The following is a 14,181-nucleotide window of genomic DNA, read 5'->3' as shown; positions in this document are numbered from 1 at the left end:
GTGATGCGCAGGGTCGCACCGAAGCGGTCGGCGAGCGCCTTGAATTCGTCCAGCTGGCCGACGTTTTCGCGGGTGACCACAACCGAGATCTTGGCGTCCTTGAAGCCGGCCTCGGCGAGATTTTCCAGCGCGCGAACGGCCATCGCGAACGAACCCGGTCCGCGCACAGCGTCATTCACTTCGGCGGTCGCGCCGTCGATGGAAATCTGCACGTCGACGTAATCGGAGGCGGCGAGCCGCGCGGCGACCTTCTTGTCGATCTTGACGCCATTGGTGGAGAACTTCACGCCCACCTGATGCTCGGTGGCGTAGTCGACGAGCTCCCAGAAGTCGGAGCGCACAGTCGGTTCACCGCCACCGATGTTGACGTAGAAGACCTGCATGCGCTGCAGCTCGTCGATGATCGCCTTGCACTGCTCGGTGCTCAGCTCACGCGGGTCACGCCGGCCCGACGAGGACAGGCAGTGCACGCACGACAGGTTGCAGGCGTAGGTGAGCTCCCAGGTGAGGCAGATCGGCGCGTCGAGACCGAGCTCGAACTGGTCGACCAGGCGGCCCACCTTGGGGGGAGCGGTAGTGGGGGCGGAGAGTACGGACGTCATCGAGATACCTCCTCGGCGGCTTCGGCGCGCACGAGCATGTTCGAATTAGCTAGCGTGGCAAGAGCTTTGCCGTAGGCACCGGCGGCCGAATCGTCGACCCCCGCCGCCCGCAATGCCGTGCGCGCATCCGGATGGTTCGGCAGCGACTCCACCACCGCAACCACAGTGCGGTTCTTCAGGAACGACAACTTCCGGGTGCCGAAGTGATAGAGCAGGGCTCCGAACGGCTCCGGTCGAATCGCAACCTGCGGGTGCAGGCGCCAGCGAGCGTCCAGCTCGAATGCGGGCACGACATCGGCGGACATGGTCAGTAGACCCCGCACATCCCGTCGATGGAAACCTCTTCCACCAAGGTCTCCTCCACGAGCGAGTCCTCGATAACGGACTCATTCCGGTCAGCCATCTGACACCTCCATGTGTTTGTGAACGGACTCGGGTCAACAGGTGGCTGTGACCCGCGCCACCCACAATATGGCATCGAGTGCAGAAAGGGAATATGGGTGGTCGCCGCCTACGCGAAACCCGCCGTTCGGACAGGTCAGCACCCCGCCCACCGGCCGTAGGAATACACCCATTCGGGGCACGCGAACGATGCATTCGCGCAGCTAGCGTCGGTTTTCGAGGGTTCACCACGGAAGGGACGCCCCGATGATCGCCACAGCAGAAGCCATCACTGCCGCACCCGAGCCCGTCCTCGACCCCCCTAGCGCCCGGTCGTTCCGGCGACTGGAGCGCGGACGGCGTTCGGGTGCTTTGCTGCCCGACCATTAGGAACAGTCGAGTGCTCCGCTGCGGCCCAGCCCTCGTCGAATCTGTCGGCGACGGGGGCTGGGTCCGCACCCCGCATTTCCTCGTCCATCGGTCTGGCGAGAACCTCACCGTGCGGCACGGCTTCACCGCTGGCGAACTCAACGACGATCTGACCGGGCTGATCGTCGCCGAACTCGACGACACCGGGATCCTGCGCGGCCGCGACGAGTTCGAACTCGTCTTCACCGGCGTGGTCCGCTCGACGGTTTCCGGCGCAACCGCGGCCTGGGCGACGTTCTACCGCAACTCGCTGCGCCGGCTCGAGCACGGCGTCGCGAAGTTCGCGCCGGTGCACGCACACGCGCACGAACTTGTGGCCGGACCGCGGGTGATCGACCTCGGCTCCTGCTTCGGGTTCTTCCCGCTGCGCCTGGCCGCGACCGGCTTCAATGTCACGGCAACGGATCTGAGCGCACCGACGATGCGTCTGCTCGACCGCGTGAGCGGCGCGCTGGGCATCCCCGTTCGCACGATCGACTGCGACGCTGCCGATGTCCCGTTGCCGGATATGGCCGCGGATACGGTCACCGCCCTGCACCTCATTGAACATCTCGACCCGGATGCGACGGAGGCGGTGCTGCACGAGGCACTCGGCCTGGCCCGCCGCCGCGTGATCGTCGCCGTCCCATTCGAGGACGAGCCCCGCGCCTGCTACGGGCATATCCAGCGCTTCGACCTGCCGACCCTCGCGCGGCTGGGCGAAAAGGTCACCGCGGCACATCCGGGCGTGCGCGCCAACGTACACGAATTCCACGGCGGCTGGCTGGTTTTCGAGCGGTGATCCGTTAGATCAGCCCACGTTTGCTGGCCGCGTAGACCGCTTCCGCGCGACGGCTCACCTCGAGCTTGCGCATGATGTTGCTGACGTGGAACTTCGCGGTGGTCGCCGAAATATAGAGCTGCTCACCGATCCTGCTGTTGGACAGGCCCGCCGCGAGCAACCGCAGCACCTCGAGTTCGCGGTCGGTCAAGCCCTGACGCGGCTCGCTGTGCCGATTCATCGAACGCACGACGGCGGCGGCACTGCGCGCGTCGAATGCACTCTCCCCCGCCGCAACGGCGCGAATGGCGCGGACCAACTCGGTGGTGTCCACGTCCTTCACCACATACCCACGCGCACCGGCCTGAACCGCCCGCACGACCAGTTCCTCGTCCAGAAATGTGGTGAGGATCAGCAGCCCGAGTTCGGCATTGGCCGCGGAAAGCTTGCCGCACAGGGACAGTCCCTCAAACTCCGATCCCGCCGAGAGCTTCAGATCCAACAGTGCGACGTCGGGCTTGCAGGCACGGACCACTGCCTCTGCTTCGGCTTCCGATGACGCCTCCCCCACCACGGTTAGATCGGGCTCGCGCTCGAGCACCGAGCGCAGACCCTGCCGGAGGATGGCGTGGTCATCGACAAGCACCAGCCGGATCGTCGAAGTTCGAGCCGGAGTCTCGGCTGCGGTCTCGGTCATCACGTTTGGCTTCCTTCCGCGTTCTCGGCTGGTCGCGGCACGGTCGCGACGATGCGCACACCGCCCATCCTGGACCGCTGCACCTCGATCGTGCCGCCGTGTTCGCGGGCTCGCGCGGCCATATTGGCCAGCCCGCGGTGATGTCCGTTCACGTCGGTCGCATCGGCCAGGCGCAGCATCGTCCGCATCTTCTCCGGATCCCCGGTGCCGTCGTCGGCGACCGAAAGCGTCACGGCGAGTGGGCGATACGCGAGACGGATGTTGGCGCGCTTCGCATGGCCGTGCACCGCGGTGTTGAACAATGCCTCGCCGGCGATCCGCAGCAGCGCGTGCTCGACATCGCCGGGCAGGTCCGCCGCCGTGCCGTCCACGCGCAGGGTGACGCGCAGATCGTCGGGCATATGGACGGTCGCAAGCTGTTCGAGTAGTTCCGGCAGGCTCGACCGGGCGGCATCGCCGGGATGGTTGAGCGCATAGATCGCCGAGCGCAACTGCTCGACCGCCGAGCGGGTGAGATCCTTGGCGAGATCGAGCCGATGGCTCAGGTCGGGGCTTTCGATCTCGCTCCGGCACACCTCTATCTGCATGCCCGCCGACAGCACGAGTTGCGCCACGCTGTCGTGCAGTTCGCGGGCGATCCGCTGGCGTTCCGAATCGAGCACCTGACGGCGTTGCGCCGCACCGAGTTCACGTTGGGTGGCGGAGAGTTCGGCATTGCGCGCGGCCAGTTCGGCGGCGTGCTCTCGCGCCTGGGCGTACGCCGCCTCGGCCTGCTCGAGCAGACGCTGCGACTTCTGCACGAACGCCGAGTTCTGCAGCGCGACCGCGGTCTGGCTGGCGAGGATGCGCATCACCGTCTCGTCGGTGCCGTCGAGCGTGCGGGTTTGCGGCGTCCAGGCGGCGAAGGCACCAACGATGCCGCCGTCCAACTCGATCGGGACATGCGCGTGATGGCCTTCGATCACCGGCAGCCGGAACTGTGCGAACTCCCCTCGCAGAATGTCGTTGAGCCGGTTCAGCACGGCGTCCGGCAGGTGCGGTCCGGGAACCCGCGCACCGGGCACGCCCTCGAAGGCATGCGGGGTGCCCTCCGAATCCAGGATGAGATGGCGCGGACTCGCCTCGGGCAGGGCACCATCGGCCAAGGCGAGCAATACCCAATCGGCGTCGAGGTGCGCTCGGGCCGCCTCCGCCACCGCGCGCACCAGCGGCTCCGGGCCGTCCACCGTTTGCACGAGCGCGCGCGAGATCGCATCGAGCGCGGCAAGCACACGTTCCAAACGCTGTGCCGCACCCCGGAATTCGGGATAGAAGCTGCCCTTGCCCGACCGGACGCCGGTAAGGCGTTCCAGATCCGGCGCGCCGACCCGGCGAGCTTGGTATGGCGACGCGCTCACAGCGCCGCCCGGAACAGCGCATGAATCTGCGCATGATCGGCCGTCCGCGGGTTGGTCGACAGGCAGGCGTCCTGCAGGGTCTGCGCGGCGAGCCTGGGCAGATCGTCCTCGGTGACCCCGAGTTCGGCGAGGCCCTTCGGCACGCCGACTTCACGGGCAAGTCGCTCGACGCGGTCGGCCACGGCGAGTGCGGCAACCGCCGGCGTATCGCGATGCTCGGGCAGCCCGAGACATTCGGCGATGGTGGCGAACGGCGCCGGGTCGGCCTCCGCGTTGAACCGGATGACATGGGGCAACAGCACCCCGTTGATAACGCCGTGCGGGAGGTCGAGCATGCCGCCGACCTGATGGCTCATCGCATGTGCGGCACCGAGAATCGCGTTGGTGAAGGCCAATCCGGCCTCCAGGCTCGCCTGCGCCATCTCCACACGCGCGGGCATATCCCCCGGCCGCACCATCGTCGCCGGTAGGTTCTCGGTGACCATGGCGACCGCACGTAACGCGTGATGGTCGGTGAGCCGGTTGTGCCCGAGCGACACGAACGCCTCGATACCGTGCGTGAGGGCATCCAATCCCGTTGCCGCATTGAGCCATTCGGGCATCGTGGTGAGCAGCCGCGGATCGATGACGGTGATGTCCGGCACGAGCGCGCGGCCGAGAATGGTGATCTTGGTGCCGCGCGTGGTGTCGGTGACGATGCAGAACTGCGAAACGTCGGCGCCGGTGCCCGAGGTCGACGGGACCATAACTAGCGGCGGGATCGGCGCGGGCGCCCGGTCGACGCCCTCGTAATCGAGAATATTGCCGCCGTTCGCGGCCAGGATGGCGATGCCCTTGGCGGCATCGATCACCGATCCCCCGCCCAGTGCGATGAGGACGTCGCACCCGTTGTCGCGGTAGTACTCGTGCCCGGCGGCGATCTCGTGGTCCTTCGGGTTGGGCGTGAGATCACTCCACACCCTCGCATCGAGTCCCTCGCCGCGCAGGTAGCCCAGCAGTTCGTCCACCCAGCCGGCGGCAAGCAGGCCCGGGTCGGTGACGAGCAAAGGGCGGACCGCACCTAGCCGCACTGCAGCAGGTGCCGCCTCGGCGAGCGAGTCGATTCCGAAGACGATCTCCGGGGCGTGAAACTTCAGTAGCCGAGTGGGTTCGGCACCGGCCGCGCCGCGATCCGGCACGAGCAACGGTGTGACCACGCGGGCCGCCGACCCGGCGCGCTCGAGTTCTGTCGTTGCGTCCAGTTCAGCCACCGCCTCGTCCCTACCGAGCCCTGGGACTGTGACCCAGGTTACACAGCTACCTACCCTAGGAGCGGTCGCGACTAACGCCAACCTGCGGCCGGGCAGGTGGGTACCTACCCGATCGGGCAGGTAACGCGCCAGGTCAGGACAGTGCGCGGGCCAGCTCAGCGGCACGGGCGACCAGTTGTTCGGCATCGCGAGCGACGATGACCTCGTCACAGACGTCGGCGTACTCGGGCATCGCGCACGTCGCCTGCCGCCAGTACCGGTCCGGTTCCGGGGTCACCCAGGCCAGCCGATGCACCCGGCGGCGCAGCGCCCGCAGCCGTTCGGTGTTCGGTGGCAGGCCGCCCGAGCGCCCGTCCCCGACGATCAGCACCGCTGTGCGGGAGTCGAAGGCGTCGGCGTGGCCGGTGAGCGCCTCGTCGAACATGCGGCCGTAGTCGCTGCTGGTCTCGAGGTCGAGGTGCGCATCCGCCAATACCGCGGCGAGGGCGTCGTCCCCGCGGGTCCGCAGCAGCACCTCGGTCACCTCGACTGGGCGGTCGACGAACGCGAGCACCCGGCAGCGCTCGGCGCGGCGATGCATCGCCTGCGCAAGCCGCAGCGTGAACGCGGTGACCGGACGCACCGACAGCGATACGTCCGCGAGCACGACAAGCCGCACCCGGTCGGGCAGTGGTGTGCGGGTGATCAGCCGGAACGGGACGCCGTCGGTGCCGAGTGCGGCGCGGGCGGTACGGCGCATATCCAGCGCGCCGCGGCCATGCTCTCGCGGGCGCGGCCGGCGCGCCCCACGCATCCGGCGCAGCACCTCATGACAGGCGAGGTCGACATCGGGCGCGAGGGACACCTCACCGGCGGTGTCGCCGAACTCGCACTCCGCGGACGCACCGACGCTGTCCGCGAGGGCGGCGACGAATTCGGCCATGGCACGGCTCAATTGGGCCACTTGATCGGCGGTCAGCCGCTGCGCCGCTACTTCCCCGCCGTATGTCTTGCTCGGGTCGTAGACATCCAGCCAGGCCAGGATCGACTCCGGATCGTCCCACTGCAGCGTGCCCGCGACGACCGGCCCGACCGTGTCGGCGAGCGATCCCACCGTGCTCGACGATGCACGGTCCACCTCGAGGGTGTACTTGACGCCACGCCGGCCTTCGTCGGTCTCGGCGGAGACGGACAGCTGGTCGGCCTCGCCGGTGACGCTGATGTCGTCGTCGTCCTTGTGCGGGTTGAAGCCCTTATCCGCGTCCGGGGTGTCGAAGTGTTCCCCGACCTCGGCCGCCCGCTCGTTGTACTCGGCGTACTTGCCGATCTCCTGGTTCTCGTCGAGCTCTAGATGCTCGGGCAGCCCGGCCCTGGAGTGGGCCTTGGTCGAATATTCCTGCGCCGAGACTACTTTCACGGATGGCGACCCGAAGAATGCGTCGAAGGCCCGGTCGAACCCCGTGTGCTCGCGCGAGTATTTCGCACAGGTGGCGCGCAGGCCCGCACGCAGCACGTTACGATCGTGCGCCCCGAGCAGACCCAGTACGCGGCGCATCTCAATCGTCTCGGCAGGCGATACCGCAACACCCGCGAGTCGCAGTAGCCGTGCGAACGCTGCGGCCACCACGTCGAGCACATCGCTCGGGGCGATTGTGTTCACCGGATGCGCTTCCCCGCCGTACGCGGCTCACGCCCGCCGCCCCCGCGGCCGCGGAAGGCGGCCGTGGTGGTGTTCGACGGCCGGGCGGCCACGGTCGCCGGTTCCCCCGCATCGTCGGGCTCCGGCTCGGCGGCCACCTTCCCGGCCAGGTGGTTCAGCGCCAGATCACGATCGCTGGAGAACTTGAGCAGCGCCGAGAACAACACCTGGCGCTGCGCATCACCGGTCTCGATCCCATTGCGGTGCAATATCATTGCGGCCCGCGCCGCATCGACCACCTCGGAGATGGACGGGCTCTTACGCAGCGGCAGTTCGCGCAAGGTTCCCGCGAGGTCCACGACATCGGCGACCACAGCCGCCTCCGCCTCCGGTGCGCGCACGGAGACGATCTCCCGCTCACGCTCGGGTGCCGGGAAGTCGAGATGGAAATGCAGGCAGCGGCGTTTCAGGGCCGCCGACAGTTCGCGGGTGTCGTTCGACGTGAGGATCACCCAGGGCGTCGAGCGCGCAGCGAAGGTGCCGATCTCGGGGATGGTCACCTGCCGCTCGGCGAGCACCTCGAGCAGCAGTGCCTCCATCGCCTCCTCGGTGCGGTCGACCTCATCGACGAGCAACACCACCGGTTCCTCGGACAGTACCGAGTCCAGCAGCGGCCGGACAGCCAGGAAATCTTCCGAGTAGAGACCGAAATCCTTCTGCGCCAGCATCTTCGATGCCATTTCGACATCGGCAGTGTCGGCGAGCAGGTGCGAGATCCGATCGCGCAGCATCTGCACGTGCAGCAATTGCTTGGCGTAATCCCACTCGTAGAGCACTCGGTTGTCGTCGAGACCCTCGTAGCACTGCAGCCGCACAAGCCGCCGCCCGCCGGCCGCCGCGAGCGCCTTGGCAAGTTCGGTCTTGCCGACACCCGCCGGACCCTCCAGGAGCAGCGGGCGGTCCAGCGCGGTGGCCAGGTGGACGACCGTGGCGAGATCGTCGTCGGCGATGTAATCGTGTTCGCGCAATGCGTCGGACAGGTCCTGCGCGCCGTCGAATTCGATCGACTCGACTGGTGCGATGGCCGCGGTCATGAGCGCTCCCGGTGTTGGTCGTTGTGCGGCGTTGGTGATGCGGAATTGGGCTGTGGATGGAGACGGCACTGTGGATGAACCGCACCCGTCTCGGCCCGTGAACGGAAGATTTGTTGCGTTAGACGGAGTGAACGCTTCCGTTCACTCCGCCCAACGCGAGTGCGGATGAAACCTCAGTACTTCTCGTTGATCGCGTGCCCGACCACCGGGATCATCGACTCGACGGTGACCTCGCGAGGGTTGCCCGGGGTGCACCAGTCGCCCTGGATGTGCTCGGAGATCGCGAGGACGGACTTGTCGTCGCCCTTGATCACTTCACCGCGGCCGGCGTACTTGCCGGTGTTCATCCGGTTCTTGTCATAGGTGTCCGTACGAACCGACCCGAAGTTCTCCGGGATGCCCACGTCGGCGGCGAGCCGGATCGCGGCCTCCACCGCCGCGTCGGCGGCCTGCACGGTGGTCATGTTGCGGGTGTCCACGCCCATCGCGGTGGCGATCTTGGCGTAGCGCTCGTAACGCGAGGGCAGGTTGTACTCCCACACGCGCGGCAGGGCGATGGCGTTGTTGAGGCCGTGGTGGCTGTCGAAGAACGCGCTCACCGCGTGCGAGATGGAGTGCACGATGCCGAGGCCTCCGGAGTTGAATGCCTGCGCCGCAATGTATTGCGCGTTCATCATGCCCTCGCGCGCCTTCAGGTTGCGCGGCTCGAATACCGCCTCACGCAGGTGCTTGCTCACCAGCTCGATCGAGTACAGCGCGTTGCCGAGCGAAGACGCGAAGTCCAGCCGCGAGACATAGGGCTCGCTGCCGTGCGCCAGCACGTCGAAGCCGCAGTACGCGGTGAAATGCTGCGGGCAGCTGTAGTACAGCAGCGGATCGTCGATCGCGACCGTCACGATGGTCGCCTCGTCGAAACCGACCCACTTGTGCGGATGTTCCATATCGGAGGTGTCGGTGATGACGTAGGCCCAGGAGGTCTCCGAACCCGTTCCCGCCGTGGTGGATACGGCGATATGCGGCGGGTTCTCCTTGTTCGTCGACTTCGCGAAGCCCTCGAACTCGTTGATATTGCGGCCGTCGTGCGCGATCACCACGCGGGCACCCTTGGCGGCGTCATGGCTGGATCCACCGCCGACGGAGATGATGCTGTCGCAGCGCTCCTGCTTGTAGAGGGCGGCGGCCTCCATGCAGTTGTAGTCCTTCGGGTTGGACTCCACCTTGTCGTAGAGCACCACCTCGACGCCGGCGTACTCGATCTTGCCGATCAGCTCCTCGATGATTCCCGAGCCGCGCAAGCCGGTGGTCACGAGCAGAGTGCGCTTGAAGCCGAGGTTCTTGGCCTCGACGCCGATGATGTCGTGCGCGCCGACGCCCAGCAGCGCCCGCGGGAAGGGGTGGAACTCCTTGATCGGGAAGTCCCAGATCTGGTTCAGCTCGATGGCCATTGTGGATGCTCCTCGGTGGCTTTGGTCGTCGCGGCGATACCGCCGATACCCACCGTGTTCTCATGTGCCCGCCGTCACAATGCTTCTCGGGCACAACCGGCTACCCGGCACACCGGAACCCTCCAGTCGGGTAGGTCGGCTCCCCCGCCGGACGACCCGCGACCCACGCACGAGAAAACCCGGCCGCGCATTGCGGCCGGGCCTCTCCATGCGCCCACAGCGTTGTGGGCTTGCTGCTACGTCAGGTGGTGCACGTCCTGCAGGCCGTACACCGGGGTCGGGATGTCCTCGTAGCGCGCCTTGAGCTGCAACGCGAGGTAGAGCGAGTAGTGCCGCGACTGATGCAGGTTGCCGCCGTGGAACCACAGCCCCTCCTGCTGGGTGGGCTTCCACATATTGCGCTGCTCGCCCTCCCACGGACCGGGGTCCTTGGTGGTGTCCGAGCCGAGGCCCCACACCTTGCCGACCTTGTCTGCCACGTCCTGGCCGATCAGGTCGGCGGCCCAGCCATTCATCGAGCCGTAGCCGGTCGCGTAGACGACGAGATCGGCCTCCAGTTCGGTGCCGTCCTCCAAAATCACACTGTGCTCCGTCAATTCGCGCACGTTGCCGTGGGCGAGCTTGATATCGCCATTGGCGACGAGCTCCGCCGCGCCGACATCGATGTAGTAGCCCGATCCGCGGCGCAGGTATTTCATGAACAGCCCCGAACCGTCATCGCCCCAGTCGTGTTCGAATCCGGCCTTCTCGAGTCGGTCGTAGAAGTCCTTGTCCCGCTCGCGAATTGCGTTGTAGACCGGGATCTGGAACTCGTGCATGATCCGGTAAGGCAGCGAGGCGAACGTGAGATCGGCCTTCTGCGTTGTCATTCCGGCGGCGAGCGCACGCTCGGAGTACAGATCCCCGAGGCCGAGGTCCATCAGCGAATCGGATTTCACGATATGGGTCGAGGAACGCTGCACCATCGTCACGTCGACGTCGTGCTCCCACAGCGCCGCACAGATATCGTGCGCTGAGTTGTTCGCGCCGATCACCACAGCCTTCTTCCCGGCGTACTGGTCCGGGCCCGGATGGTGGCTCGAGTGGTGCTGATCGCCGCTGAACTTCTCCGCACCCGGGAACGACGGCACGTTCGGCTTGCCCGACATACCGGTGGCGAGCACGAGTTGCTTCGGCCGCAGCACCACTTCCTCGCCGTCGCGGTCGACAACGACCGTCCATTCCTTGGTGGACTCGTCGTAATCTGCCGACACGCAGCTGCTCCGGCTCCAATACGGCACCTCCATCACGCGCGTGTACATCTCGAGCCAGTCGCCGATCTTGTCCTTCGGCGCGAACACCGGCCAGTTCTCCGGGAACGGCAGATACGGCAGGTGGTCGTACCAAACCGGGTCGTGCAGGCACAGCGACTTGTACCGTCCCCGCCACTGGTCGCCCGGTCGGTCGTGCTTGTCCAGCACAACCGCGGGCACGCCGAGCTGACGCATGCGCGCGCCGAGCGCGATGCCACCCTGCCCGCCGCCGACGATCACCACGTAGGGCTGGCGGGTGTAGCCGAGCTCGGCCTCCTCGTTCGCCCGCTGCTCCGACCACGTGACCCGGTCCTTATCGGCACCGTGCCGCACGCCCTTGGGCCGGCGGGCTCCCTTGCCTTCCTCGTGGCCGTCGAGTTCCTGCAGCGCGGTGAGCAGAGTCCACGCCTGGTCGGCACCGGAATCCTCGTCCCGCTTCAGGCGCAGATGCCCGACGCCGCGGCCGACCCCGGTCTCGAAAGCGATCCACGCGGTGACGACGCCATCTGCCTCGGTCGGCTCCTCGGTGGCACGGAAGCCGGAGGGGTTGGTGTCCGAGAGCTGGCCGGTCAGCATGTCCGCCACACCGTCGCGTCCCTCGACGGTCTTGATGTTCCAGGTGAACGCGATCAGATCGCGCCAGAAGCTCTCCACCGCGAACTTGTCCGCCGCCGCGGCAACATCGCGCCGAACCAGCGCGACCTCGAATGCGGTCAGCCACGCCTCGACGCGCTGGGCGGGCGTCCGCTGCCCGTACAGCGCGGTCGAATTTGGTTCCAGGGTCTGGGTCATCACAACCTCCGTCTTCGTCACTCGTTGTGACCCAGAGCACACACCCGGCTGCAATGCGGCTGCCAGGGTTGCATCGAATTGCATCGACGTTGCAAGTGGCGCGCGTCACAGCCACGTCGCCTACGCTCGATAGACGTCGCCTAGAAGAGGTAGCGCCCGTGAGCATGTTCAGCGCCGTCCGGCCCGGCACCGACCTGCCGAGTTACGCGCGTGACCTGCGCCGTATGCACGACGCGGTGATCGCCGGCGGCGCCAGCACGCTGCAGCCGCGGGATCTCGTCGCGCGCTCGTGGACGAGGGTGCTCGATGCGGGACTCGATCCCGATGGCACGAATGCCCGCGACCCGCTTCCGGTGGAGGAGGTCGAGCGTCGCCGGCGTGTATCTCAGTTGTCGGGCGTCATCGACGAGCTGCGTGAGGTGATCTCGTCGGTCGCCGACGAGTCGCATCTGCTGCTGGTCGTGACCGACGCCGACGGGATCATCCTGTGGCGCTCGGGTTCGGCGCGGCTGCGGCGACGCGCCGACGAACTCGGGTTCGAGGTGGGTGCGCTCTGGACCGAGGCGGCCGTAGGGACGAACGCAATCGGCACCGCGCTCGCGGAGGCGGCTCCGGTGCAGTTGTTCTCCGCCGAGCACTTCGAGCAGACCCAACATCCCTGGTACTGCACGGCGTCACCGATCCACGATCCGCGTACCGGTGAGCTCCTCGGCATCGTCGATGTCAGCGGGCCCGCGCTGACCTTGCACCCCACGATCACCGCGCTTGTGGAGACGGCGGTCCGGCTCGCCGAATCGCAGCTGTGGCGCCACCACGAGCATCGGCTCGAACGGTTGCGCACCGCCGCCGCGCCGCGCCTCGCGTCCACCGACGGCCCGCTGTTGCTCGTCGACGAGCACGGCTGGGTTGCCCACGCGTCGGGCATTGCAGCTCGCGATCGGATTGCCGCGCCGCGGGGCGACCGCGCGGTGACCGTCCCCGGCCTCGGTCTGTGCATCCCCGAGCAGATCGGTGATGGCTGGCTCGTCCGCCCCGCGGGAGCCGACACCCGCCTGCGGATCACGCTCGATGCGCGCACTGCGGCGCCGACGGTAGAGGTCACCGGCGCGGACCGGTCCTGGCGCAGCCCGCTCACCGCACGGCATGCCGAAATCCTGCAACTGCTGCACCGCAGTGGGCGCGAGGGCATGTCCGCGGTCGATCTGAGCCGCGAGATGTACGGCGATCCGGACCACGTGGTCACGGTGCGCGCGGAGGTATCCCGGCTACGGCGCGTGCTCGGCACCGTGGTCGAGACGAGGCCATACCGGCTCGGCGACGCAGTCGCACTGACCGTGCTCGGTCCCGTCGGGTAGCCCGCGTTGGCCGGCCTGGTCGAGCGCATCGGTCGCGGATTCCGCCGCCACGACCCCGAGTACGACGCACTTCGTAAGGCCGCACGCGCAGCAATCGTCATTCCGATCGCGTTCGCGATCGGCAAGTACTGGATCGACGACGCTCAGGCAGCACTGTTCGCAGTCTTCGGTGGTTTCGCGTTATTGGTATTCGCCGATTTCCCGGGTGACCGACGCGCCCGCGCCGGGGCGTATCTCGGCCTGTCCGTGGTCGGAACGGTGTTCATCACCCTGGGCACCTTGGTATCTCGGGTGGGCTGGCTCGCCGTCGTCTCGATGTTCGTGGTCGGTGTCGCGGTGTTCTTCGCCGGCGTGCTCAGCGCGGCGATCTCGGCGGCTACCCGCGCCGCGCTCCTTACCTTCGTGCTCCCGGTGGCGACGCCCGGGCCGGCCGGTGTCATCCCGGAACGATTGGCCGGCTGGGCGGTCGCCATCGTCTGCTGCGTGCCTGCCGCTCTCTTTCTCTTCGCGCCTCGTCATCACAACCTGATTCGGCGCCGGGCGGCCCGTGTCTGCGAGTTCCTCGCCGACCTGCTCGACGGCACAGGAAATCCGGCCGTGGCCCGCGCAGCGACGGAGGAACTGCAGACCAGCTACCTCGCATCGGCCACTCGGCCGGTCGGGTTATCGGCCGGTGGCCGCGCGATCATCCGCGTGATCGGTGACCTGCGGTGGCTCACCGATCGGCTGACTACACCGAGCGCCCAGGCGGGCTCCCCCGAGCAGAGCAGCAGGGTGTTGCGATGCGCGGCAAAGGTGCTGGCCGGCGACGACGCGGCTGTGCGTGCCGCGGCGAGGGAGGGCCTAGAGGCTGCGGTGCTCGAGCTCGATAGCGCCCGAGACCGCGAATTCGAGGGCTTCTCCGCGGTTACCGGTGCGACCGCCTCCACCCGGCACGCAGCGACCATCGCCGTGCTCACCGCGCATGCCATCGATTCCACCGTCGCGATCACCGGCCGGATCGTCGCGTGGTCGGCCGCTGCCGATGCGCGTCCGGTGTTCGATCGGCTGCTCGGACGGCAGACGCGCG

At 67.5% G+C, this 14,181-nt stretch carries 12 protein-coding genes and 1 pseudogene; 3 read left to right on the top strand and 10 right to left on the bottom strand.

Annotated features, from left to right (window positions below; all coding sequences use genetic code 11):
• The 3 genes from mftC to mftA all read right to left on the bottom strand — a co-directional run.
• Positions 1–602: mycofactocin radical SAM maturase (mftC, locus tag A8G08_RS00725; RefSeq protein WP_068268954.1), on the bottom strand; the 602-nt coding region annotated here is incomplete at its 3' end.
• A complete protein-coding gene (gene mftB / locus A8G08_RS00720) occupies positions 599–907 on the bottom strand; it encodes a mycofactocin biosynthesis chaperone MftB (RefSeq protein WP_068268947.1) in 309 nt (102 codons plus the stop codon). The genes mftC and mftB, both read right to left, overlap by 4 nt.
• A 2-nt stretch (positions 908–909) precedes the next feature.
• Positions 910–1,005: a mycofactocin precursor MftA gene (gene mftA, locus A8G08_RS00715; RefSeq protein ID WP_068268945.1), complete on the bottom strand. Its 96-nt coding sequence runs from the start codon at positions 1,003–1,005 to the stop codon at positions 910–912.
• 378 nt (positions 1,006–1,383) lie between these two features.
• On the opposite strand from mftA, the gene mftM reads away from it, so the two are divergent.
• Positions 1,384–2,193 carry a mycofactocin oligosaccharide methyltransferase MftM gene (gene mftM / locus A8G08_RS00710; protein WP_245672535.1) on the top strand — a complete coding sequence of 270 codons (810 nt, stop codon included), beginning with the start codon at positions 1,384–1,386 and terminating at the stop codon, positions 2,191–2,193.
• Positions 2,194–2,197: 4 nt separating this feature from the next.
• On the opposite strand, the gene A8G08_RS00705 is transcribed toward mftM, so the two are convergent.
• From A8G08_RS00705 to A8G08_RS00675, 7 genes are all read right to left on the bottom strand, one after another.
• Positions 2,198–2,869, bottom strand: coding sequence for a MadR family response regulator transcription factor (locus tag A8G08_RS00705; RefSeq protein ID WP_068268941.1), 672 nt, complete (start codon positions 2,867–2,869; stop codon positions 2,198–2,200).
• Positions 2,869–4,266 (bottom strand): MadS family sensor histidine kinase, encoded by a 1,398-nt coding sequence (locus A8G08_RS00700; protein WP_068268940.1) that lies wholly within the window; start codon positions 4,264–4,266, stop codon positions 2,869–2,871. The genes A8G08_RS00705 and A8G08_RS00700 overlap by 1 nt, the downstream gene beginning before the upstream one ends.
• On the bottom strand, positions 4,263–5,462 hold the full coding sequence (locus A8G08_RS00695; protein ID WP_068268952.1) for an iron-containing alcohol dehydrogenase: 1,200 nt from the start codon (positions 5,460–5,462) through the stop codon (positions 4,263–4,265). Before A8G08_RS00695 ends, A8G08_RS00700 begins: the two co-directional genes overlap by 4 nt.
• Positions 5,463–5,649: 187 nt before the next feature.
• Positions 5,650–7,146 (bottom strand): MadC family VWA domain-containing protein, encoded by a 1,497-nt coding sequence (gene madC / locus A8G08_RS00690; protein WP_068268951.1) that lies wholly within the window; start codon positions 7,144–7,146, stop codon positions 5,650–5,652.
• 5 nt (positions 7,147–7,151) lie between these two features.
• Positions 7,152–8,228: a MadB family AAA-type ATPase gene (locus tag A8G08_RS00685; protein ID WP_068268939.1), complete on the bottom strand. Its 1,077-nt coding sequence runs from the start codon at positions 8,226–8,228 to the stop codon at positions 7,152–7,154.
• Positions 8,229–8,401: 173 nt separating this feature from the next.
• Positions 8,402–9,673 carry an NDMA-dependent methanol dehydrogenase gene (gene mdo / locus A8G08_RS00680; RefSeq protein ID WP_068268938.1) on the bottom strand — a complete coding sequence of 424 codons (1,272 nt, stop codon included), beginning with the start codon at positions 9,671–9,673 and terminating at the stop codon, positions 8,402–8,404.
• Between the two features lie 236 nt (positions 9,674–9,909).
• Positions 9,910–11,757 carry a flavin-containing monooxygenase gene (locus A8G08_RS00675; protein WP_068268949.1) on the bottom strand — a complete coding sequence of 616 codons (1,848 nt, stop codon included), beginning with the start codon at positions 11,755–11,757 and terminating at the stop codon, positions 9,910–9,912.
• A gap of 158 nt (positions 11,758–11,915) precedes the next feature.
• Between A8G08_RS00675 and A8G08_RS00670 the strand changes: the two genes are divergently transcribed.
• A complete protein-coding gene (locus A8G08_RS00670; protein WP_157108341.1) occupies positions 11,916–13,112 on the top strand; it encodes a GAF domain-containing protein in 1,197 nt (398 codons plus the stop codon).
• Positions 13,113–13,118: 6 nt separating this feature from the next.
• Positions 13,119–14,181: pseudogene (locus tag A8G08_RS00665) on the top strand (FUSC family protein); the annotation flags it as partial.

It is taken from the genome of Aldersonia kunmingensis, from assembly GCF_001646865.1.
Lineage (GTDB): Bacteria > Actinomycetota > Actinomycetes > Mycobacteriales > Mycobacteriaceae > Aldersonia > Aldersonia kunmingensis.
Note: the sequence above shows the minus strand (reverse complement) of the source record. Positions and strands in the feature narration are given on the sequence as shown.

What these genes read in the sequence shown, in the direction of transcription:
- mftB (WP_068268947.1), bottom strand. Translation starts at nt 907, where the DNA reads ATGTCCGCCGATGTCGTGCCCGCATTCGAGCTGGACGCTCGCTGGCGC.
- mftA (WP_068268945.1), bottom strand. Translation starts at nt 1,005, where the DNA reads ATGGCTGACCGGAATGAGTCCGTTATCGAGGACTCGCTCGTGGAGGAG.
- A8G08_RS00705 (WP_068268941.1), bottom strand. Translation starts at nt 2,869, where the DNA reads ATGACCGAGACCGCAGCCGAGACTCCGGCTCGAACTTCGACGATCCGG.
- A8G08_RS00685 (WP_068268939.1), bottom strand. Translation starts at nt 8,228, where the DNA reads ATGACCGCGGCCATCGCACCAGTCGAGTCGATCGAATTCGACGGCGCG.
- mdo (WP_068268938.1), bottom strand. Translation starts at nt 9,673, where the DNA reads ATGGCCATCGAGCTGAACCAGATCTGGGACTTCCCGATCAAGGAGTTC.
- A8G08_RS00675 (WP_068268949.1), bottom strand. Translation starts at nt 11,757, where the DNA reads ATGACCCAGACCCTGGAACCAAATTCGACCGCGCTGTACGGGCAGCGG.